Source organism: Vibrio sp. Isolate34 (assembly GCF_022397915.1).
Lineage (GTDB): Bacteria > Pseudomonadota > Gammaproteobacteria > Enterobacterales > Vibrionaceae > Vibrio.
In genome coordinates this window covers 196,764-218,716 of sequence record NZ_JAKEUO010000006.1, presented here as the reverse complement: position 1 = coordinate 218,716, position 21,953 = coordinate 196,764, and the positions used below count along the sequence as shown (strand labels likewise).

The 21,953-nt window shown below is 43.6% G+C and carries 16 protein-coding genes and 1 pseudogene; 8 read left to right on the top strand and 9 right to left on the bottom strand.

Features of this window, described 5'->3' with window-relative positions:
- Positions 1-1,890: a DUF294 nucleotidyltransferase-like domain-containing protein gene (locus L1D22_RS09270; RefSeq protein ID WP_239829535.1), complete on the bottom strand. Its 1,890-nt coding sequence runs from the start codon at positions 1,888-1,890 to the stop codon at positions 1-3.
- A 150-nt stretch (positions 1,891-2,040) separates the two neighbouring features.
- Here L1D22_RS09270 and L1D22_RS09265 point away from each other — a divergent pair, with 150 nt between their 5' ends.
- The gene (locus tag L1D22_RS09265) at positions 2,041-2,682 is read left to right on the top strand and encodes an outer membrane beta-barrel protein (RefSeq protein ID WP_239829534.1); all 642 of its coding nucleotides are present in this window, start codon (positions 2,041-2,043) and stop codon (positions 2,680-2,682) included.
- Between the two features lie 123 nt (positions 2,683-2,805).
- Here L1D22_RS09265 and L1D22_RS09260 read toward each other — a convergent pair whose 3' ends face one another.
- Positions 2,806-3,996, bottom strand: coding sequence for an amino acid aminotransferase (locus tag L1D22_RS09260; RefSeq protein ID WP_239829533.1), 1,191 nt, complete (start codon positions 3,994-3,996; stop codon positions 2,806-2,808).
- Between the two features lie 360 nt (positions 3,997-4,356).
- Between L1D22_RS09260 and L1D22_RS09255 the strand changes: the two genes are divergently transcribed.
- A complete protein-coding gene (locus L1D22_RS09255) occupies positions 4,357-5,868 on the top strand; it encodes a vWA domain-containing protein (RefSeq protein ID WP_239829532.1) in 1,512 nt (503 codons plus the stop codon).
- 40 nt (positions 5,869-5,908) lie between these two features.
- On the opposite strand, the gene L1D22_RS09250 is transcribed toward L1D22_RS09255, so the two are convergent.
- Both L1D22_RS09250 and L1D22_RS09245 read right to left on the bottom strand, forming a co-directional pair.
- Positions 5,909-7,363, bottom strand: coding sequence for an HD domain-containing phosphohydrolase (locus L1D22_RS09250; protein WP_239829531.1), 1,455 nt, complete (start codon positions 7,361-7,363; stop codon positions 5,909-5,911).
- A gap of 342 nt (positions 7,364-7,705) precedes the next feature.
- The gene (locus L1D22_RS09245) at positions 7,706-8,005 is read right to left on the bottom strand and encodes a hypothetical protein (RefSeq protein WP_239829530.1); all 300 of its coding nucleotides are present in this window, start codon (positions 8,003-8,005) and stop codon (positions 7,706-7,708) included.
- Between the two features lie 218 nt (positions 8,006-8,223).
- Between L1D22_RS09245 and L1D22_RS09240 the strand changes: the two genes are divergently transcribed.
- Positions 8,224-9,627: a PLP-dependent aminotransferase family protein gene (locus L1D22_RS09240; RefSeq protein ID WP_239829529.1), complete on the top strand. Its 1,404-nt coding sequence runs from the start codon at positions 8,224-8,226 to the stop codon at positions 9,625-9,627.
- Positions 9,628-9,754: 127 nt separating this feature from the next.
- The gene (locus tag L1D22_RS09235; RefSeq protein ID WP_176681510.1) at positions 9,755-9,961 is read left to right on the top strand and encodes a hypothetical protein; all 207 of its coding nucleotides are present in this window, start codon (positions 9,755-9,757) and stop codon (positions 9,959-9,961) included.
- A gap of 172 nt (positions 9,962-10,133) precedes the next feature.
- On the opposite strand, the gene asnS is transcribed toward L1D22_RS09235, so the two are convergent.
- A complete protein-coding gene (gene asnS / locus L1D22_RS09230) occupies positions 10,134-11,534 on the bottom strand; it encodes an asparagine--tRNA ligase (protein WP_176681509.1) in 1,401 nt (466 codons plus the stop codon).
- A 233-nt stretch (positions 11,535-11,767) separates the two neighbouring features.
- Between asnS and L1D22_RS09225 the strand changes: the two are divergent.
- Positions 11,768-11,974 (top strand): annotated as a pseudogene (locus tag L1D22_RS09225) (sodium-independent anion transporter); the annotation flags it as partial.
- A 119-nt stretch (positions 11,975-12,093) separates the two neighbouring features.
- Here L1D22_RS09225 and L1D22_RS09220 read toward each other — a convergent pair.
- Complete coding sequence (locus tag L1D22_RS09220) at positions 12,094-13,746, bottom strand: methyl-accepting chemotaxis protein (RefSeq protein WP_239829528.1); 1,653 nt, start codon at positions 13,744-13,746, stop codon at positions 12,094-12,096.
- A 726-nt stretch (positions 13,747-14,472) separates the two neighbouring features.
- Between L1D22_RS09220 and L1D22_RS09215 the strand changes: the two genes are divergently transcribed.
- A complete protein-coding gene (locus L1D22_RS09215) occupies positions 14,473-15,615 on the top strand; it encodes an aromatic amino acid transport family protein (protein ID WP_239829556.1) in 1,143 nt (380 codons plus the stop codon).
- Positions 15,616-15,718: 103 nt separating this feature from the next.
- On the opposite strand, the gene L1D22_RS09210 is transcribed toward L1D22_RS09215, so the two are convergent.
- From L1D22_RS09210 to L1D22_RS09200, 3 genes are all read right to left on the bottom strand, one after another.
- Positions 15,719-17,080, bottom strand: coding sequence for an L-serine ammonia-lyase (locus tag L1D22_RS09210; RefSeq protein WP_239829527.1), 1,362 nt, complete (start codon positions 17,078-17,080; stop codon positions 15,719-15,721).
- A 121-nt stretch (positions 17,081-17,201) separates the two neighbouring features.
- Positions 17,202-18,455, bottom strand: a complete 1,254-nt coding sequence (locus L1D22_RS09205) for an aromatic amino acid transport family protein (protein ID WP_176681505.1) — start codon at positions 18,453-18,455, stop codon at positions 17,202-17,204.
- A 309-nt stretch (positions 18,456-18,764) separates the two neighbouring features.
- Positions 18,765-19,364: a CoA pyrophosphatase gene (locus L1D22_RS09200; protein ID WP_239829526.1), complete on the bottom strand. Its 600-nt coding sequence runs from the start codon at positions 19,362-19,364 to the stop codon at positions 18,765-18,767.
- A 324-nt stretch (positions 19,365-19,688) separates the two neighbouring features.
- On the opposite strand from L1D22_RS09200, the gene L1D22_RS09195 reads away from it, so the two are divergent.
- Complete coding sequence (locus L1D22_RS09195; protein WP_239829524.1) at positions 19,689-20,231, top strand: heme NO-binding domain-containing protein; 543 nt, start codon at positions 19,689-19,691, stop codon at positions 20,229-20,231.
- A 1-nt stretch (position 20,232) separates the two neighbouring features.
- A complete protein-coding gene (locus tag L1D22_RS09190) occupies positions 20,233-21,951 on the top strand; it encodes an ATP-binding protein (RefSeq protein ID WP_239829523.1) in 1,719 nt (572 codons plus the stop codon).
- Positions 21,952-21,953: the final 2 nt, after the last annotated feature.

Here is a 21,953-nt window from a genome sequence, read left to right as displayed (position 1 = left end):
CTACTTAAACTTGTTGCTAGCTTGGTAACGGAACTTAAGGAAGTTCTGTGCATTACTTAAAATCTGGAATGCATCCTTCAGGTTACGTCGCTCGAAGTCAGACAAGTTCTCCGGTTCGATATTGTTATCAGGCTCGACATTGTTATCAACGTCGTGCGCTTGGTGACGAATACGAACCAAGGAGATGAATTCCATGGCGTCTTTCAGATCTTGCGCTCTGCCTTTTGGAAGAATACCCGCGTCTATAATGTCATCCAAACGCTCGAATGAGTTCTTCGAACGAGAAGCCACCGCCAAAGAGTGAACACGAATCAGATCGGCTAGCGGTGCAGTTCCGCGACGCTTAAGGTTGATCGAGTTGTTATGACGGCCATCTTTCTCCATCACGAAATCTTTGAAGAATCCCAGTGGTGGAGTGCGGTTGAGCGCGTTACGGGCAAGACACGCTAGGAAGCGGTTGTTCTTACGTGCACGTCTTACAATAAAGCTGTTCAATTGCTCAGCCCATTTTAAGCGGCCATAAACACCATCTAAGTCAAAGAAGATAGAAGCGTTCAACAAGGCTTTCGGGTTTGGATCATCAATCCAATCGGCAAAGCACTCTTCCCACTGTCGACGTGTCATACGCCAAGTTGGGTTGGTTGCCATGATGTCACCAGTACAGTAGACATAACCACACTGATCTAAGCCGTCACAAATGAACTTTGAAAGCTCTTCAAAGTACTTACCGTGTTTCGCTTCGTCGTATGTGTCATCAAGAATGATGGCGTTATCTTGGTCGGTGACCAGTAATTGCTCATCACGTCCCATCGAACCTAACGCAAGGAAACAGTATGGAATTGGTGACTTACCTAACTTCTCTTCACCCAACTCGATAATACGCTGTTTAAAGCTGCGACCAATTACCGACATTGCGGTTCCCACCATGTGAGCATTGGCATCTTCGTTAACCAAACGTACAAAGCTGTCTTTCACTTGCTCGGAAAGCACTTTCAGGTCTTCAATGCTTTGCTGTTGGAAGATACTACTTACCAGTAACAGTGAGTTTTGAGACTCATAACGGACGATGTCTGTCGCCTCGATAATACCGATTGGCTTCTTATCTTTAAGCACTGGCAAGTGATGCACGTTGTAACGAAGCATGGTCATCATGGCTTCGTAAACATAAGCATTGTGGTCGAGTGAGATAACCTCTGGTGTCATTACGCTAGAGACTTCATCCGACGGGTTTAAGCCTTCAGCAAGTACACGAGTACATAAATCTCGGTCGGTGATGATGCCGATTACGGGTGTTGAGTCATCTTCGTCATCTTCAACGATTTCTGGGTCAATGATCAGCAAAGAAGATACGTTGTCTTCGGCCATCATGGTCGCGGCTTGTTGAATCGTACGAGTCTTCTCGATCATCGGCGCTTCGCTAGTCAGCAGCGTTTTTACCTTGGATGTCGTGAGATCGTTGGCATCGTTATTACTTGAGTTTGCTTGACGCAGACGAGCGTTATCTTCTACTTCTACAAAATCGGCAAAGGAGTCGTAGTTGTCGTAGAGTTCTTGGAAAATTGGTTCAGGAATGCAGTAGAGCAGGGTATCTTCGGTCGCTTTTACTGGGAAACGAACCTTGTTGTTGGTCAGTAGACCCATTTGGCCGAATAAGTGGCCTTCATCCAGGCGGTTATAGAGTTCGCCTTTACGACGGTAGACTTCTACTTCGCCGCTTCGAACCATATAGAGATCATGAATTTGATCACCAAAGTGAATGATAGGTGTGTCTTGGCGGTAATAAGAAATTTCCACGCTACTGGTCACTTTCGCCAACATCTCCTCAGGGAGTTCTGTGAAAGGGGGGTATTGTGCCAGAAAGTTTTGAATCTCTAATAACTCAGCATCCATAATGATCATCCATTAGTTTGTATGATTTCATGGTACAACATTTGATAATAATTTGCCGTCACAAATCAATCTGTGAGCTAAAACCTTTTTAAAGTCTTAGGGATAGACTAACCTTTCAATTAATGGAGTGACAGTTTAAGGATGATAGGAATGTCGAAGTGGAAGCTTAGTTTTGTATCTGCGGTTTTAGCGTTTTCTCCAAGTTTGTGGGCGGACACTAACGCAGTGGATATTCTTGATTATGACCACGTTTATGCCACAGCGCATTCGGGCAGTTTAAATGAAGATGCAGGCAGTAATAACAATGCCTCGTCGTATGGATTAGGCGTCAGTTACGCGATGACGGATGATTGGTTGTTGCTGGGCGACTACAGTGCACGCTTCATTCATCCTGATGACACCACGACTCGAATTGATACACTTATGCCGGGTGTTGGTTACCGTTACAGCATCAAGAAAGATTTAGATATAGTGGCTTACTACCTGCTTGGTATCACTAAAGTTAAGGTTGAAGATAATGACACCAACCGAACTGAATCTTCAGATACTGAGTTCATCCAAGGGGTAAAAGCTGAGCTTAACTATGGTTTTGCGAAACGTTGGATTGCCAACAGTAGTGTGCAAGTGAATCGAAGTGATTTGTTCGACGAAGAGATTTATCACTTAGGTTTACGTTATCTCGTGACCAACAAGTTTGCGATTGGTGGCTCGTACCAACATCGAGATGGAGAAGGTAAGATTCGTAGCGAACGAACCAATGAGCTGGGCGTGGAGTTTTTCTTAGAATATTAACTTACAAAGTATCTAAAACTGAAAGTCGAGACACAAAAAAGCCAGCTTAATCGCTGGCTTTTGCATATCTATTGGTCTGCAAGTGCAGGTTTCTGCTCTGCAAATACAGGTTTCACTTTACGATTAAAGAACCGCAGCGATACCTTTACATAGAGGACCCATGTTTGACTTAGTCATGCCCGCAACGCTGATGCGACCAGAGCCAACAATGTAAATAGAGAATTCATCTTTCAGACGAGTTACTTGCTCTTTGCTTAGGCCAGAGAAAGAGAACATGCCATTTTGACGTTCGATGAATGTGAAATCTGCATCAACACCTTCAGATTTCAGTGTTGTTACGAATAGCTCACGCATCTCTTGGATACGGTCACGCATCTCTGCTACTTCTGCTTCCCATTCAGCACGTAGATCAGCATCGCCAAGGATGTGAGTTACTACAGCACTACCGTGCGCTGGTGGGTTAGAGTAGATAGAGCGGATGATGCTCTTAACTTGAGAGAATGCTGTTGTTGCTACGTCTGCAGATTCAGCAACCAGTGTGAATGCACCAACACGCTCGTTGTACAAGCCGAAGTTCTTAGAGAATGAGCTCGCTACTAGGATTTCTTTGTTGTACTTAGCAAATACACGTAGGCCAGCAGCATCTTCTTCAACGCCTTTTGCAAAACCTTGGTAAGCAAAGTCGAATAGAGGAAGCAGTTTCTTCTCAGCAACAAGCTTAGCCAGTACTTCCCATTCTTCAGCTGTTGGGTCGATACCTGTTGGGTTATGACAGCAACCGTGAAGAAGAACGATATCGCCTGCAGAAGCTTTCTCTAGGTCAGCAACCATGCCTGCGAAGTCTTTGTCTTTTGTTTCAGCGTTGTAGTAGCTGTATTGAGCTGTTTCGATACCTGCAGCAGCGAAAACGCCGTTGTGGTTAGCCCAAGTTGGGTTACTGATCCAGATTTTCACGTCGCCCAGTTGGCGCTTGATGAATTCACCTGCTACGCGAAGTGCACCTGTACCACCTGGAGCCTGTGCTGTTTTAGCGCGTTGAGACGTTACGATCTCTGCATCTGAACCGAAAAGCAATTTCTGAACCGCTAGACCGTATTCAGCAGTACCTTCAATCGTTAGGTAAGATTTAGTTTTTTCGTTTTCAAGAAGTGCAGCTTCTGCTTTCTTTACTGTTTTAAGTACTGGCGTTTGACCATCTTCATTTTTGTAGATGCCAACACCAAGGTTGATTTTCTCTGCACGAGAGTCTTTTTTAAACTCTTCAGTAAGGCCGAGGATAGGATCGGCGGGAGCAGCTAACACTTTTTCAAACATAATCTTCATCCATGTCAATTGAGAGGGAGGGAATAATAACTCCAGTATTTATACCTTTCAACGTGACTCGGTACAACTGTAAATGGAGAGTAAATTTAGATAAATGGACGATATTTCTGAGTAGACGGCTGAAAGAGATAAAAATTTAAGTTTCTTTTTCTAGCGGCCTTGGAATTACACAGTAAATTTGTTGAGTATGTAATGTTAAGCTAATCACAAAATTGATATGCAACTGGTAATATATCAAGTAATCGGTCGTGTGATGTGGGTTCAGAAATGATTTTTTAACCAAATTATATTTAACTAAAGAATTAACAAGCGATGAATTTAGCTATGGGTATATTAATCAAGGAGTAGAGGATGAGCTTTAAATTGAGGATAGGTACATTACTTGTATCAGCAGCACTGATTGGAGGGTGTTGGAGTGATAGTGATACGATATCAACGGAGTCGTCAAGCACCACTGATACAACCACTGATACAACCACTTTTGCAGGTACGTTGCTCGTACCTGAATCTACAGAGATTAGAAGTGCAAGGGCCCTTAACAGAAATCTAAACATATCAAGTTACAGTGCTGAGTGCACCAATGTACCGACTGGTTACCTACCAATGTCGAGTGCGACCGTTGCTATTGAAGACTCTGTTAGTGGTCAAGTTGGTGATACAACGACAACAGATAGCTGTGGCTCTTTTGTCATCGAAGTTCCTGTTGATAGCGCTGACACCGAAGGATATGTCATTGCAGCGACAGCAGATGGTTATAAGGCGCTGAAAGCGAATGCCGCAAACTTCCAGCAATCAGGGACTACTCCAAATACAAGTGTTGTGGCTTCGACTATCCCTTCCAATGCAACTTATGTCATCAGTGCGATGCAAAAGGCTGGTGGCAGTGAATTTATTTTTTCCATAACAGATTCTGTAACCAATAATGCGGTCATTCAGTTGTCTAAAGATGCTTTCCTATTAGAAATCAATGATTTTCCGGTAAATTTTTTGTCGTTGAACACTTCTGAACAGCTTGCAGTGTCCACTTCAAATGTTCTCGCATTGGATGCGAGTGGCTCTATGTTTGCCAATGAATTCGATGAAAGCGTCGATCCGCCGGTCGCGATTATTGATGGCAATGGCAATCCTGTAACGTTACTTCAGTTAACAGCATCGGCAGCACATCAATTTATCAGTGAAAAAGCAGACGCAGACGAGGTAGCCGTTGTACCTTTTGATAGCAACGTAGAGTTGATCGATAACACACTTTTGGCTAACTACTCAATGACTGACAGTGACAGTGCCAATGTCACCTATAATTACTCAGATTCTGGCTTCGTTACGAGTAAAGCGGACTTACATTTTTCTGTAGATATGTATAACGCGTTCTCACCACTATGGAATAATTTTTATCGGTACGATGAAAAACATGCCGATCGTACTGATTCTGTATCTTCTCTTAATGATGACTACAGATGGAGTGGTGGTACTCAATTAGAGGGCGCTATCAATGATTCTGTTACATTAGCTTCAGCTAGAAGCAACACGCTCAAACGCATATTCGTAATGACGGATGGGAATAGTTCATTTGCGGACCGTGATGGAGTTGTTGCTGCAGCATTACAAAACTCGATTCCTGTGAATGCTATTTCGGTCGGTAGTGGTGCGAATACTGTTGATTTGTCAGTCATTGCCCAAGAAACCGGCGGTGCATTCTTTGAATTGACTGACGCGATAAACATTGCTGGGATTTATTCATCTCTGCAAACGTCAGTGAAATTCTCTTACGTCGCTTACTTGGGTATTCCACTTCAAGCGGGTGATGTTATTAAATTGACGTTAGACCTTAATGGTGAAACTGTTATTAGAACAATAACTTTATAACTTGTTAAATAAAAGTGGCGCTAGAAGCGCCACTTTTACTCTATTGCACATCTTGATAAGTCGCAGCAATCGAAACAAATGCTTGTTCTACAGCCAGAAAAGCTTGGACAACTTGCGGATCAAAATGCGTCCCATTGCCCTCTAAAATGATCTGTTTAGCTTGCTCATGAGTAAAGGCTGGTTTGTAGACGCGCTTCGAAATGAGTGCATCATAAACATCGGCTAATGCCATTAAACGACCCGATAGTGGAATATCTTCACCAGACAGCTGATTTGGATAGCCACTGCCATTCCATTTCTCATGGTGAGTCAGGGAAATCTCTTTTGCGACTCTCAAGAAAGAGCTGCTTCCTAGTTGCTTCTCTGCAATAGATAAGGCTTCTGCGCCAATCGCAGGGTGACCTTTCATTATTTCAAACTCTTCGTCAGTCAATTTTCCTGGTTTTAATAGCACGCTATCAGGCACACCAACCTTACCGACATCATGCAGTGGTGCAGACTTATAAAGCAATTCGATATAGTTTGGAGTTAACAAGGCAGAGTGTCTTTCAGATTTGCTAAGCTCCTGAGCGAGTACCTTAACGTACTCTTGAGTTCTAAGGATGTGTGCGCCTGTTTCATTATCTCTCGATTCGGCAAGCGCAGATAGACTGACAATCGCAACGTCGCGTGTGGTTTTCACTTCGTTTTGCGCCGTCTCTAGGCTATCAAGCATGGTGTTGGTCATTGAGACCATTGAACCAAGCTCGTTGTAACCGAAAATAGGTAAGCGAACACCTTGCTCGCCATTGGTCACCTTGTTTAATGCGCACTCTTGGCTAAGTAGAATGCGTTTAATCAGCTTGCTCCACAGTGTCATTATGGTGATTGCGTATCCACCCAGAACTAACGCAAGATAAATAAACTCTTTAATCACACTGATCTTGCCTGTCCCATCAAGCAAGCGATCGGGGTTGTGCTCGAGCCAGAAAATATCTTTAACGGCAATCATTGTGAGCATGGTTGTGAGTGTCACTAAAAGCACCATCACCAAGCCAATCATCTGTTTTATCAGAGAGCTTCTTTCGCCAATCAGTTGGAAATCAAACTGCCCTGTCGCTTCCATCTTATCCATTTGATTGAGCTTGGCGTTGAGTTGAAGAATCGTTCCAGTAAAGAAACCAAATAAGCTCATGCCGAACAGTACTTTCAAATTACTATCAATGGTGAATTCGTAGCTTAGGTTGTAATAGAGCGCGAAAGGGACACTTGCAGCAAAAAACAATAAGGTCTCAAGCTGAGCAAACCGACCTTGTTTGACTAAAGTGTGTTGCGCTAATAGGTAGTGACGGACTAGCCAAAGTAAGACGAAGACAATACTAACTTGAGTAAAAATCTCTAACGTCGTTAAGCTTTCCAGCATAGGACATACTCTACTGCCATAAGTCCCAAATAGCACACCAGCAATGAGATATAACTTAGTCGTTAGCGATTGATTGTAGTTCGAATTATCCATCAATAAGCCTTTATTCTCAGGTTCAAAAATTTGTTTTTTAGATCTACATAACTTGTATAGATTCATGCAAATTTATAGATCCATACAACTTTACTGATTCACGATTTGTTGAATTACATACAATTTGTATAACTGACGTAAATAAGACCGGAAATTCTATCGATAGCTTTCGTGGATTGATACAAGAAAGTGGTTTGTGTTAGGGATTTGTTAGCTAGGTGGGGATTATTACAGCGTTATTATGAAGAGGTTTGAATAGCCTCGGTTGAGATACAAGGCTATTCCGTCGATGTGCTTACTGGAATCACGAGTAGTTAACCTTGCGAAAACCAGTACACCGAATCACTTTTTCAGATTAATTTCAGCTTCAATTGAGCCAGTTTCAATCTCAGGGTGCGATGCCAGTTTGTCAGCTGCCCATTGGTTAACGTGTTTTAGAATTGCAGACACCGCGTGCTTTTCTGTTGGTGCTTGGTCTTGGTCTACATCGAGTTTCTGTTTTGGATGTGAGCCCGTTGCGTCTTCCGCAATGTGAAGCCAGTCTGGATGCCAGTAGTATGGTTGGCCGCTCGGTGTTGTCCAACTATGAACACCGTTTGACTCTCCTTTATAACTTAATTGGTCTGCTTCTATTTTTTTCATTGTTATCTCGCATGTTTTTGGATTACATCAAATTATTGAGGCAGAAAGCCAACTTAGCTCCTGCCTTGGGTACAAACTTAGCAAAGCTTACAAAGTTATCTGTGAACCAATTCACATAATTATAGAAATTAGGTGCAATCATATGGATAGCAGCAATAGTTGATGGCGTTAGTGATAAAATCTCCGGCTAACAAAATTTCCCTAGGTAGTACAATTAGATGGCGCGTTATGAAGAGCTTGCAAAGGATATTCGAACTCAGATCGCTAATAACACATGGCGTTCAGGAGAGAAGATCCCTTCTGTACGCATGAGTTGTCGCAATTACAACGTCAGCAATAGTACTGTCTTACAAGCCTACCAACTGCTTGAAAGCGAAGGTTGGATCATCGCTAAACCTCAGTCGGGGTATTTCGTGGCGCCAAGAGTGGATGGTGTTGATTACGATCTGCCATCAGCGCCTGAAAAGAAAGCCATCAACGATCGCTTATTCGACTTCTTGAAATCTAGCTCTGCTGAGGGTGTGATTCCTTTTGGTTCGGCGTTTCCAGATCCAGACTTGTTCCCTTTACCTACTTTGACTCGTAATCTAGCCAGTGCTGGCAGGAAGATGACGGGTGCCAGTGTGATTAATAATCTGCCACCGGGAAGTGAATCTTTAAGAAGGCAGATAGCACAGCGTTATCTACAACAAGGGATTACGGTTAATCATCAAGACATCGTGATCACGTCAGGCGCGATGGAAGCGCTGAACTTGAGTCTACAAACTGTCACTAAGTCAGGAGACAATGTGGTGATTGAGTCACCTGCGTTCTATGGAGCTTTGCAGGCTGTTGAGAGGTTAGGACTAAATCCTATTGAAGTGGATGTTTGCCCTATTAACGGACTGAATATCGAACAGTTTGAAAGTGCCTTAAAAACACAAGATGTGAAAGCGTGTTGGCTCATGACGACTTTTCAAAACCCGACGGGAACCAGCCTTACGGAAGAAGCAAAGCGCCGCGTTGTTGAAATTGCCGAGCAGTATAATACCTGCATTATTGAAGATGACGTGTATGGTGACCTTTATTACGAAGGGCATAAACCCAAGCCATTAAAGGCCTTTGATAAAACCGACTCTGTATTACTTTGTGGATCATACTCAAAAAGCCTTTGCCCCGGTTATCGTGTCGGTTGGGTGGTGAACACACGTTTCAACGATGCTATTCAAAAGCTTCAGCTTCTTTCTACGCTATCAAGCAGTGCGCCTGTCCAGCTCGGGGTTGCGCACTTTCTCATTCATGAAAGCTACGATAATCACCTTCGTAAACTGCGTAAAAACCTGTTGATCAGAAAAGAGCGCTTTATTGGTGTGATTAAACAGTACTTCCCGCATCCCATCGAGATTGAAGAGCCTGCTGGTGGATATTTCGTTTGGGTTCGTTTCTCTGAAAAATTCGACAGCCAGCAATTCCATCAGTTAGCGATTGCCCAAGGTATTAGTGTTGCATCGGGAGACTTGTTTAGTGAGCAGGGCAGGGTAGACAACGCGATTCGGTTGAACTTCTCTTACGAGCTTACCGAAGAGAAAGAGCAAGCCCTGATCTTACTAGGCAAGCTTGCACATCAACTTACGCACTCGTAAAACCTTAAGTCGCTCATAAAACAGAAAATGATTGCAACTGTACGGGTTGTTTGTGGCGTAACTGTACGCCTTATAGAGCAGAGAGTTGTGATTCAATGACGGTAGACTAAATATTGGAGATACCGTTATGCTGAAAATGACCATGGGAAACGAAGTTAAGCTAATCATCGTTGCTATTGTGTGTGCTCTTCTGCTTATCCTCGGCCACGTACTACTCGCAAAAGCTTTCGCTGATATGGCTTGGGCAGAATATACAACCGCAGCAATCCCATTTGTAATGATGGCAATTTGCGGTCTCGCGATAAAGTACGCTAGCGCTCAAGATGTTGATTGAGCTTTGCTATATCGACTAAGCACTGAAATGCCAATTAAGCTCTGAATAGCTAGTTTTTGTCAGCGTTATACCGTTAGCCTTAATCGTTTAACTTATCCCGAATATAAAAAAACCTCCGCAAGTGCGGAGGTTTTTATTTGTTCTTAACTTTTAATTGCGATTAAGTATCGAATTAGAAGTTTGCAGAGCGTGGTGTACGTGGGAACGGGATAACGTCACGAACGTTGCCCATACCAGTTACGTAAGATACTAGACGCTCGAAGCCAAGACCGAAGCCTGCGTGTGGCACTGTGCCGTATTTACGTAGGTCGCGGTACCAGCTCATGTGCTCAGGGTCGATACCCATAGCAACCATGCGCTCGTCTAGAATGTCTAGACGCTCTTCACGTTGTGCACCACCGATGATTTCACCGATGCCTGGTGCAAGTACGTCCATAGCTGCAACTGTTTTGCCGTCATCGTTTAAGCGCATGTAGAAAGCTTTGATGTCTTTCGGGTAGTTCTTAACGATAACAGGAGCTTTAAAGTGCTCTTCAGCTAGGTAACGCTCATGCTCAGAAGACATGTCGATACCCCACTCAACGTCAAACTCAAATTTCTTACCAGAGTCTAGTAGGATTTGGATTGCGTCAGTGTAGTCAACTTGTGCGAAATCAGCGTCTACGAATTGCTCTAGACGAGTGATTGCTTGCTTGTCGATGCGAGAAGCGAAGAACTCAAGGTCGTCGCGGCGCTCTTCAAGAACAGCAGCGAAAACGTACTTAAGCATGTCTTCAGCTAGTTTTGCTACATCGTTAAGGTCTGCAAACGCAACTTCAGGCTCAACCATCCAGAACTCAGCTAGGTGGCGGCTTGTGTTTGAGTTTTCAGCACGGAACGTAGGACCGAATGTGTAAACTTTGCTTAGTGCACAAGCGTAAGCTTCAGCGTTAAGTTGGCCAGATACTGTTAGGAAAGTCTCTTTGCCGAAGAAATCTTCGTTGAAATCAACTTTGCCTTCGTCAGTGCGAGGTAGGTTTTCCATGTCTAGCGTAGATACGCGGAACATTTCACCTGCGCCTTCAGCATCAGAAGCAGTAATAAGTGGAGCCGAAGTCCAGAAGAAACCTTGCTCGTGGTAGAAACGATGAATCGCTTGCGATAGACAGTTACGTACACGTGCTACTGCGCCGATCACGTTAGTACGTGGGCGTAGGTGAGCAACTTCACGAAGGTATTCGATAGAGTGACGTGTCTTAGCCATTGGGTAAGTGTCAGCGTCTTCAACCCAGCCAACAACTTTAACGTCAGTTGCTGCTAGTTCGAAATCTTGACCTTTTGCAGGAGACTCAACAATCTTGCCAGTTACTTCAACAGAGCAGCCAGTGGTTAGCTTTAGTACTTCGTTTTCGTAATTATTAAGATTATTAGGGACCACGGCCTGAATCGGGTCGAAACAAGAGCCGTCATAAATGGCAAGGAAAGAGATTCCAGCTTTGGAATCACGACGTGAACGGATCCAGCCGCGAACAGTTACTTCACTGTCTACCGCTAGCTTGCCGCCAAGTACGTCTGTTACAGGCGCGTAAGTCATGTTGGTTTCATTCTCCATTGAGGGACAAATTCAACGCAATGTTTGCAACCGATTGTTTATAGTTCGCTAAATTCTGAACAAAAAACAGTCGAAACATTGGGTTGTATAAACTTTTTAAATCAATGGAACATATTACCTGTCATACAGAGAGCTTCAACCTTTATTCTTGCTTGTGGAAAGAAATATTTCGAATCAAAGCGAGAAAAATCATTGAGGGTTGGTTTTTTGTTCAATCGTCGCTGGTGACGATCGATATTAGAGATGCATCTTTCCTCGATAACACTTCGGTTGAAGCGCTTGATAAGGTGGTGTTCAAATTCCGTAATAAGGGGGCTTATGTAGAAGTCTCTGGAATGGATACTGTGAGTGCGAACCTCATCTTCAAACATGCGATGTACCATAAGCATAAAGATTTAACAGCGGTTTCAATTACGCACTAGTTACTGTTTGGTTTGATTCCGAGTTGGGGATTGAATCTTAAACAAAGAGAGCTAAAGAAGACCAAGCGCTCATGAAGGAGCGCTTTTTTGTGGGTCGAAAGTAAAGTAACTCTATCGACTTAAGATTTGATAATGGTCTCCGAGCTCGGTTTTGAGTTCATCTTTGATTGAGACAAGGTGAATTGATTGATCAGCGATTCAAGATGATCAGACAGCTCTTCCAAGTCATTACTGATGTCACGGGTTTCAGCCGCAGATTGCGATGTGTTATTAGCGTGAGAAGTGATGGTTTCGACTTTCTGCTGAACATCTTTAGTTGCCTGTGTGGTGGATTGGGTTTGCTGCTGAATGTTCTGTGCATGTGCCAACACTTGCTTCATCTCTTCTACAACACCATTCATTTCAACAGACAGTGCATCGATATCGCTTGAGCTTTGATGTGCTTGTTCGCAAACATGATCAGCTGAGGTTAATGACTCTTCACTGCCTTGCTGGAACTGATGGATAATCGATTCAATACTGCCTGTTGCTTCTGCCGTTCGTGAGGCGAGGTGACGGACTTCATCAGCAACGACGGCAAAACCACGACCTTGTTCACCAGCACGCGCGGCTTCAATGGCTGCATTGAGTGCCAGAAGGTTGGTTTGATCAGCAATGCCACGAATCACACTCAATATTGAAGAGACTTCTCCAGTTTGCTCATTGAGAGTGTGTATCTTGTGCTTCACTTCTTCAATGCTGGTCACTAGGTTCTTTATTTCACTGCTTGCATCATGCGCTTGGTTAGCACTTTTGCAGGCCACATCGGCGGTGTGATTGATGAGATCGGATGCGGTTAACGTTGCTTGTTCTACATTAACCTGCTGAGCCTGTATCCCTTCAACATTGTTTTGTACTTCCGCTGTCTCATGTTGCTGATCGCTCGCCGCTTGTTCCGTAATTTGTGCAACGCTGGTCAGTTGGTTGGCAGACGCATTCAGTTTGTGCGAAGTATCTTGTACCTTCTCTAAACTGTCAGAAACTGTGCCCATGAAGGAGTTAATCGAATTGGCGAGTGTACCTATCTCATCTTTGCTTTGTGATGGTAAGCGGGTCGATAGGTTCTTGTCGCTGCTAACTTGCGTCATAAAACGAGAAGTCTGTTGAAGAGGGCGAACAATGATCTTACGAATCAGCCCCATCGTCAGCACAAAACCCGCAAAGGAGATCACTGCCATAATGCCAATCGCAGCCATGGTTTGAGTGTTGATCAACGAATTAACGTGGCTAAGGTTGTACTCCAAGCGAATAGCGCCCAACACTTCACCTTCTGGAGCCATATGGCATGCTACGCAATTGGTGCCGCGATAGTCTTCGCTCGACTTCATTGGCAGGGCAATCACTAAGCCTTTGCCCCAATCTGCAGAGAATGGCTCGATGACGGTTTCACCAGCTAGCGCGCGTTTATCAATATCATCAACGGGTGTTTGGTTGTCATTTCCCGGGCCGTAGAGTTTACTCACAGCATCGGCGCGTAATACACGAACATCTTCAATACCTTCTTGTGCCAATGCTTTCTGACGCAGGGTTTCTTTCTGTGCCATGGTGCCAGTCAGCATCATCATATTGAGGCTATCGAAATAGTTACTCGCTTTATCGTGTAGCTGTTCACTCAGCACTGAATTAACAAGTTGTTTTTGCTGTGAATATTGAAAATAGGTCGAAATCGCGAGCAAAAAAGTGAACACGATGGCGAGGGCCACTAGGATTTTAAAAGTGATTGTTGAGCGCATAAGGTGTTTGTTTTTATTAATTATAATGACGCGCATACTTTACGTGTAAGAGACCCTACTACCTATGGGGTATAGTGAATTGTGTGACCACACTCCAGTTGTGGTTATGTTTCTGTGATGTAGCAAGTTTGTGTTATGTCTTATGTCAAAATATAACGTTGAGTTGTGAATTTGATTCTAGTTAGAGGAGAGAGTCTCGGGTTCCATGGGCTAGATGTATTTATCAGCTTGTCTTTTATCAATGAAAATTATTGTATTAGAAGGTTTGGTGGTCAACTTATATCCAGATAGCTATTTTGTTCAATTTAATAGCAAAAAGTGTGGCTATAGCGTTGTGTTTCGAGTCTCATTCGATAAGATGAAACGACCTCTAATGCTAGAGGTAGGGCGGCAACGGATACGCTGCTTCAAATACTATGGAATGTGAATCAATTATTGGACACATACATGAAATTCAAGATTACATCTCCGATTATTGAACCTACGGAAGGTTCACCACATCAGTTAACGCTTACTCACGCTTCTCGTTTTACCTCTTTTAAGACAAGATCCCCTTTGAACGCCCTGTTCGACAACGTCTCTGCACGCTTCTTTACCGCTTATCGCTCCTATTGTTATTCGTTTTATAACTTTATTTCTATCTGAATTCCTTTGTCATCCACTTGATGCACGAAGACTCACACCTATAAAAACTAAACAAATAAGTTAAAAATAATGAATATTAAAATGATGGGTAGCTCCCTAATTATCGCTGGTACCGCTCTCGGTGCTGGTATGCTCGCGATCCCAATGGTATTAGCTCAATTCGGATTGCTTTACGGCACACTGCTGATGGTTCTGATCTGTTTCGGTACCACTTACGCAGCTCTATTACTTCTAGAAGCGACCATCAAAGCCGGTGGCGGTCTAGGGTTGAACTCTATTGCTCGAAAGACCTTGGGCAAACAAGGCCAGTTGCTTACCAACGGCCTGCTTTACGCGTTGTTAATTTGCCTATTAATGGCTTACATTTTGGGCGCGGGTGACTTGCTGAGCAAGTTACTGTCTAACTTCGGTGTAGACATTACCGCAACGTCTAGCCAAATCACGTTTACCTTGCTTGCCGGTGCTGTTGTTGCAAGTGGTACAGGTGTTATTGATAAACTGAACCGCGCATTGTTCTTTGTGATGCTAGCAAGCTTGTTTGCAACCATGGCGTTTTTGGCGCCAAGTATGACGCAAGAAAACTTGATGCAGGTAACAAGTCACAACCACGTTGACCTAATCAAAACCAGTGCAATTCTGTTCACCAGCTTTGGCTTTATGGTCGTGATTCCAACCTTGGTGTCTTACAACCACGAAGCGACAGACAAACAGTTACGCAATATGGTGATTGTTGGTTCTCTGATCCCATTGGTGTGTTACTTATGCTGGTTGTTTGCGGTGGTCGGTAACCTGAGCGAAGAGCAATTCCGCAGCTTTAAGAATGTCTCTGATTTGATGGCGGCGTTTGAGGCTCAATCTCCTTGGGTAGGTAACGTGCTTTCTACCTTTACAGGTCTAGCCCTACTGACCTCTTTCTTTGGTGTGGCAATGGCATTGTTCAACCAGAACAAAGACATGTTCAACCAAAACACAGCGGTGACTTACTGCATTAGCTTCATCCTGCCACTCGCGGGTTCAGTGCTTGCAGCAGACAAGTTCCTACAAGTGTTGAACTACGCAGGTATCATCTTAGTGTTCTTAGCTGTGTTCGTTCCTTTGGTAATGGTCCATAAGCAACGCTTTATGAAAGTAGCAGAAGACAGATACAGCGCGGAAGGTGGTAAGCCAATGATGCTTTTCTCATTGCTGTTTGGTTGCTTCTTACTTATCTCGCAAGTGATTTAATCTGGCTATTTGGCGAGTTGATTAAATAGCTCGCCAAATTTCAGATACAAAAAAGGAACGCCTCGGCGTTCCTTTTTATTATTTGCTTGTTAATTCAGATTGATTAGCAAACAACCTTAACAGCCAAACCACCTTGAGAAGTCTCACGGTATTTAGCGTTCATGTCTTTACCTGTTTCTAGCATGGTTTCGATAACTTTATCTAGAGAAACAGTAGGCGCAGAAGAACGACGAAGTGCCATACGAGTTGAGTTGATTGCTTTTACCGCAGCAATACCGTTACGCTCTATACATGGTACTTGCACTTGGCCAGCAACAGGGTCACATGTAAGACCTAGGTTGTGTTCCATAGCGATTTCTGCAGCCATACACACTTGCTCTGGGCTGCCACCCATAAGCTCAGCAAGACCAGCAGCAGCCATAGAACATGCCACACCAACTTCACCCTGACAGCCAACTTCTGCACCAGAGATAGAAGCGTTACGCTTGTAAAGACCACCGATCGCGCCAGAAGCCGCGAAGTAACGGATGTAATCTTTCTCTGTCACTGTTTGGATGAACTTATCGTAGTAAGCCAGTACTGCAGGGATGATGCCACACGCGCCATTTGTTGGAGCCGTTACTACACGACCACCTGCAGCGTTTTCTTCGTTTACTGCGAAAGCAAACATGTTCACCCAGTCAACAACCGTCATTGGGTCGTTCGTTGTTTTTTCTGAAGTGATTAGCTGTTGGCGAAGTGCTGCAGCACGACGAGGTACACGCAGTGGGCCAGGTAGGATACCTTCAGTATTCATACCGCGATCCATACACTCACGCATCGTTTTCCAGATGTTTGCGAAGTAAGTACGAGACTCTTCGTCTGAGTGGAAAGCCGCTTGGTTTTTCATAACCAGTGTACTGATAGAAAGACCGCTTTCTTTACACTGATTAACCAGCTCTTCAGCTGTTGTAAATTCGTAAGGTGCTTTAATTGGGTTTTCTTCTTCTTTGCCGAAGTTCTCTTCGTCAACGATGAAACCGCCACCAATTGAGTAGTAAGTTTTTGAGTATGCTACTTCGTCGCCAACCCAAGCGTGAATGCTCATGCCATTCTCATGTAGAGAAAGGTTGCTAGTATGGAAGTTCATACCGCCATCGCGTGGGAACGATACTGTATGACAGTGCATCCCAACAGGAAGGCGTTCAGTTTCTTCTACGCGAGCAATGAAGCCAGCAATAGAATCGATATCAACACGCTCAGGAGTATTGCCAGCAAGACCCATGATGATTGCAATATCTGTGTGGTGACCTTTCCCTGTCAGTGATAGTGATCCATATACGTCCACGGTGATTTTAGTGATGTCGCGCAATTTTCCCATTGAACGTAGGTCATCAATAAATTCTTTACCCGCTTTCATTGGTCCAACTGTGTGTGAGCTCGATGGACCAACACCGATTTTATAGATATCAAATACACTAATCATAGCGATTACCTCAAAAAAGAGAGCCTCCCAAGGGGAGTAGGGAGGCTCATTTATTATCATTATATTTTGTGTCTAATCTCGCGATATAAGATGGAAGTCATCTTATAAAAAGTGCTTAAGATTAAAGAGCGCCGTAGATTACAGAACTAATAGCCGCTAGACCACATAAAGCTGTAAAGATTTGTACAGGTGCTGAAGTTTTGTACTTAGCCATTGCTGGTACTTTTTGCATCGCGAATACAGGCATTAGGAACAGGATAGCTGCAATCATTGGAGCACCCATTGTTTCAATCATACCTAGGATGCTTGGGTTAACGACCGCAACAATCCAAGTGGTAACAACGATGAACGCTAGAGATGCTTTTTCGATAGTGCTTACTGAAGAACCAGAGCGAGACTTGATTAGACCAACAAGACCTTCGTGAGCACCTAGGAAGTGACCGAAGTAGCTTGAAGTAATCGCTGCGAACGCTACTAGAGGGCCCATGTAAGAGATAAGTGGAGACTCATGTACGTTTGCTAGGTAAGAAAGAACAGAGATGTTCTGTGCTTGTGCTGTTGCTAGTTGCTCTGGAGATAGAGAAAGCACTACAGAGAATACGAAGAACATTACAAAACCCATCAGCATCATTGCTGCGCCGCCAGTGATAGCGTCAGTTTTCTTAACTGCGTTTTCACCGTATACACGACGTTGCTCTTTAGAGAACTGTGAAATGATTGGGCTGTGGTTGAAAGAGAATACGATGATTGGAATTGCAAGCCAGATAATAGAAGGCATTGTTGACCATTCTGGGCTTACGTCCATCATTGAAGTGTTCCAATCAGGAACTAGGTAGAAAGAAAGTGCTAGTAGGATGAATACTAGTGGGTAAACCATCGCTGAAGTTGCTTTCAGCATTAGATCTTTACCGAATACAACACCCGCTGTCATAGCTAGGATAAGTGCACCAGAAAGGAGAGGACGTGGAATAGATTCCATACCCATTTGGTTTACTAGGAAAGAATCAACCGTGTTCGTGATACCAACACCGTAGATAAGAACGATTGGGTAGATAGCGAAGAAGTAAGCGAAAGTAATAATGTTTGCGCCAGTCTTACCGAAGTGTTCTTCAACTGTGTCTGTAATATCTGCTTCAGGGTTTTTAGCTGACAGAACGAAACGAGCTAGAGATTTGTGTGCGAACCAAGTCATTGGTGCCGCGATTAGAGCTAGGATAACTAATGGCCAAAAACCACCCGCACCAGCTTTGATTGGAAGAAATAGTACGCCAGCACCAACTGCTGTACCGAATAGTGATAAACACCAGGTAAAATCTTTATAGTTAAACTTGCTTGAATCTTTAACGGCATTTGCCGAAGAAGTTGTTGTGTTCATGTTAAATTACTCATTTTTTGGGAACAGGAAATAAGTCGGGGCTAATTCTGCAGTATTTTCGTCTGTAAAAAATAGATCTAAATCATGTAATGAAACGGCGTGTCACATGATATGCGAAAAACGGATTTTTGATCACGAAAATAGCGTGCCACAGATGATTTATGTTTATGCCTGTCATTAGTTTTTTTTATGCTAAAGGGCGAGTTGTATAGATCTATGGCAGGTAAACGTTTGCGTAAAATTGCATTAATAATTCTGTTCCATACAAAGCTTGCGATTTGTTAACAGGGATTAAACAAAACGTAGTTTCTATGTAACTTGTTGCACTACGTGCTGCTGCATTGATTGGATGATTTGTGCTGTAACACCCCAAATTAGGTGCTCTTCGAAGGGCATGGCAAATACACGATGCTTGATTTGCTTAAAGTTGACCAAGTGGCTGTGTAATTTCGCTTGGTCTAAAACATAAGTGGCGGGAACCTCGAAAATCGAGGCAACTTCGTTCTCGTCGATGACGGCTTCATAGTTTGGATCGACCATGGCCACAATCGGTGTTACTGAAAATTTACTAATGGTATTTAAAGCAGGGAGTTGGCCGACAATTTTCACTTGGTCGGAACGAATTCCGACTTCTTCGTGCAGCTCTCTTAGCGCGGTAAATTGCATTGAAGGGTCTGACAGCTCATGTTTACCTCCCGGAAAACTGACTTGACCAGGGTGGTGCTTAAGGTGTGCTGCTCTTTTAGTAAAAATGACGTGTAAACCATCTTCTCTTTCAACTAAACCAACCACGACAGCCGCTTTGCGAAGTTCTTCTCCACTGATGTGGGAAACACGCTCTACAGACTCAGGGTGGTAGCCAACGGTAGGGTTAAGTTGGAACTGTTGAAGGAAGTTATCTCGGTTCATATCATGCCAATATATTGATTATTATGCCTTTAAGTATAGGCATAACCCCTAAGCTAACGCCAATCTTGGTGTAAATCGGGTCTAATTAGTTAACACAGCGGGTCTGTTTGAGTATCAAACCTGTCTATCTTGGAAGTTAACCACTTATGAATCAGCTTTTTGTTTCAAATTCTCGGTTTTTGCTATATTCAATATGGGCATATGAGCAGGTAAGCGTTATCAATGTCATAAAAAAGAGCAATAAAACGCATATTTTTTGATTAAGAATTTGATAACAACAACTTAGTGGCTCATTCTAAAAAGAAATAGATCAAAAGGTATGAAATGAAAGGAATCATATTCACCGAATTCTTAGAACTTGTTGAAGATAAGTTCGGTTTAGAGCTTTTGGAAGAAGTGCTAGAAATGTCGGAAGATGAAGGGGTCTATACGTCGGTTGGTAGTTATGACCACAAAGATCTCGTTAAGCTCATCATGAACCTCAGTAAAAAAACGGATATTGACGCAGCCAGTTTACAACGCGTGTTTGGCCAATCGGTGTTTAAGAATCTATTGGCTTCAATTCCTAATAAAGCGAGTCTCAAACACAGCAACACGACGTTCCAATTTATTCAGCACGTTGAGCGTTACATTCACGTTGAAGTGAAAAAGCTCTACCCAGACGCTGAGCCACCGGAGTTTAGCTTTATCACGACAACAGAAGCACAGCTTGTTTTTGACTATAAAAGTGCAAGATGTATGTCGCATGTATGCCTTGGGCTCATCGAGGGTTGTGCCGAACACCATGGCGAATCCATTGTTGTAGAGATGACACCTCAGAATGATGACCAAAGTGTGGTTAGGTTTAATCTGAAAGTAGAAAAGTAATATGAGTTTACTAACCGCTCTAGAAAAGAAATTGAAGCGGCAAGTGGGTGCTAGAAAAGAAGCTGAAAAGCTGTTGGAACAAAAAAGCCTGGAGCTCTTTGAGGCTAACCAGCAGCTTGAGCTTGCACTGCGCCAGCTAGAGAAGCGTTCGAATGCGAACATACGTCGTATTGAGTTTCAGGAACAGATCGACAACTTGTTGATCGACTTCGGGCGCGCCTTTCTCAGAAACGACCTTAACGATGTGATGCTTTCCGAGCTTACAACGAACGTGACCAACAGTTACTTAATTGAAGCCAGTCGTTTGATCTTGCCTCCTAAGCTACTGCCCCAGTTGCAAACTAACGACTATGGTGATGGAACCGTCGAGGCACCAACACAAGACATTCAAGAGCCTCATTGGCAAGGCAACCTACTCAGTGTGCCGCTAGAAGTTGAGAACGTAATTGTCGGCGTATTAATCGTCCAGGTTCGGTTGCTCGACCAAGATTACGAATTTATTCAAAGCCAACTGTTATTGGTGACCGACCTTATTTGCAGTGCTTTAACCCACCAGCTGGCAATCAACCGAAATATTGAATCACGTAAACGGGCGGAAGAGTCTGAAAGGGCGACGCGTGATTTCGTAGCCATGATTAACCACGAATTGAGAACACCGCTTAATGGTTTATTAGGCAGTGCCGAATTGATCAGCGACACCGAACTGAACAGCTCTCAGCGTGAGATAGTGAATAACCTAAGCCAGTCTGGCGAATTTCTAAGAACCATCATTAATGATCTACTCGATTACAGTAAAATTAATGCTGGGATGTTGGAGCTGATTCCGAAGAAGTTTTCGCTGCATGCTCTAAGGAACACGATTGAAAGTGTCTTCGTCAATCGAGCAACAGAAAAGCAGCTTGAATTCAATATTACTGTCGCACCGAACGTGCCTTCCCATTTCTGGGGAGATTTAGAACGTATCACTCAACTGTTTGTAAACTTGATTGGTAATGCGATTAAATTTACGGAAGAAGGACATGTGAATGTTGATATTGAGTGGGACAACAAGAATTTCGTTTTCTCGGTAGAAGATACAGGGGTTGGGATTGCCGAGTCTGCCCATAAAACACTCTTCGAACCTTTTACACAGGCGGATAACTCAAGTAGCCGAAACTATGAAGGTACTGGGTTGGGTTTGGCTATCTGTCGAAAGTTAGTCGCTCTGATGAATGGTGATATTGGGGTGACCAGTGTTGTAGGTTCTGGCACCACCTTTACTATCTCGATTCCGCTACAAGTGGTCGATATACCAACAGAGAGTGACCAAGTATCGAAAGGCTTTGAATCTGAGGTAGAGCTGTCTCTACTTAAAGTGCTGGTGGTCGATGATATTAAGATGAATCAGATCATCATCCAACAGATGCTGCGCAAACATGAAATAGAACCCGCGATAGCCAGCAATGGTATAGAGGGGTTAGAACTCGCATCAGACAATGAATATGACATCGTATTTATGGATTGCAGAATGCCCGTCATGGACGGCTTTGAGGCGACAGAAAAGCTCAGAGAGAAAGGTTACGCCAAATCGATTGTGGCACTGACTGCCGGAACCACTTTAGAAGAGCGAGAGCGTTGCATCAAGTGTGGGATGGATGACATTTTGAGTAAGCCATACACCGCCAATGACCTAAAAGAGATGCTTAAAAAGTGGGGCATGACACCGTCCAATGCCGCCTGACG

What these genes read in the sequence shown, in the direction of transcription:
- L1D22_RS09270 (WP_239829535.1), bottom strand. Translation starts at nt 1,890, where the DNA reads ATGGATGCTGAGTTATTAGAGATTCAAAACTTTCTGGCACAATACCCC.
- L1D22_RS09265 (WP_239829534.1), top strand. Translation starts at nt 2,041, where the DNA reads ATGTCGAAGTGGAAGCTTAGTTTTGTATCTGCGGTTTTAGCGTTTTCT.
- L1D22_RS09260 (WP_239829533.1), bottom strand. Translation starts at nt 3,996, where the DNA reads ATGTTTGAAAAAGTGTTAGCTGCTCCCGCCGATCCTATCCTCGGCCTT.
- L1D22_RS09255 (WP_239829532.1), top strand. Translation starts at nt 4,357, where the DNA reads ATGAGCTTTAAATTGAGGATAGGTACATTACTTGTATCAGCAGCACTG.
- L1D22_RS09250 (WP_239829531.1), bottom strand. Translation starts at nt 7,363, where the DNA reads ATGGATAATTCGAACTACAATCAATCGCTAACGACTAAGTTATATCTC.
- L1D22_RS09245 (WP_239829530.1), bottom strand. Translation starts at nt 8,005, where the DNA reads ATGAAAAAAATAGAAGCAGACCAATTAAGTTATAAAGGAGAGTCAAAC.
- L1D22_RS09240 (WP_239829529.1), top strand. Translation starts at nt 8,224, where the DNA reads ATGGCGCGTTATGAAGAGCTTGCAAAGGATATTCGAACTCAGATCGCT.
- L1D22_RS09235 (WP_176681510.1), top strand. Translation starts at nt 9,755, where the DNA reads ATGCTGAAAATGACCATGGGAAACGAAGTTAAGCTAATCATCGTTGCT.
- asnS (WP_176681509.1), bottom strand. Translation starts at nt 11,534, where the DNA reads ATGACTTACGCGCCTGTAACAGACGTACTTGGCGGCAAGCTAGCGGTA.
- L1D22_RS09220 (WP_239829528.1), bottom strand. Translation starts at nt 13,746, where the DNA reads ATGCGCTCAACAATCACTTTTAAAATCCTAGTGGCCCTCGCCATCGTG.
- L1D22_RS09215 (WP_239829556.1), top strand. Translation starts at nt 14,473, where the DNA reads ATGATGGGTAGCTCCCTAATTATCGCTGGTACCGCTCTCGGTGCTGGT.
- L1D22_RS09210 (WP_239829527.1), bottom strand. Translation starts at nt 17,080, where the DNA reads ATGATTAGTGTATTTGATATCTATAAAATCGGTGTTGGTCCATCGAGC.
- L1D22_RS09205 (WP_176681505.1), bottom strand. Translation starts at nt 18,455, where the DNA reads ATGAACACAACAACTTCTTCGGCAAATGCCGTTAAAGATTCAAGCAAG.
- L1D22_RS09200 (WP_239829526.1), bottom strand. Translation starts at nt 19,364, where the DNA reads ATGAACCGAGATAACTTCCTTCAACAGTTCCAACTTAACCCTACCGTT.
- L1D22_RS09195 (WP_239829524.1), top strand. Translation starts at nt 19,689, where the DNA reads ATGAAAGGAATCATATTCACCGAATTCTTAGAACTTGTTGAAGATAAG.
- L1D22_RS09190 (WP_239829523.1), top strand. Translation starts at nt 20,233, where the DNA reads ATGAGTTTACTAACCGCTCTAGAAAAGAAATTGAAGCGGCAAGTGGGT.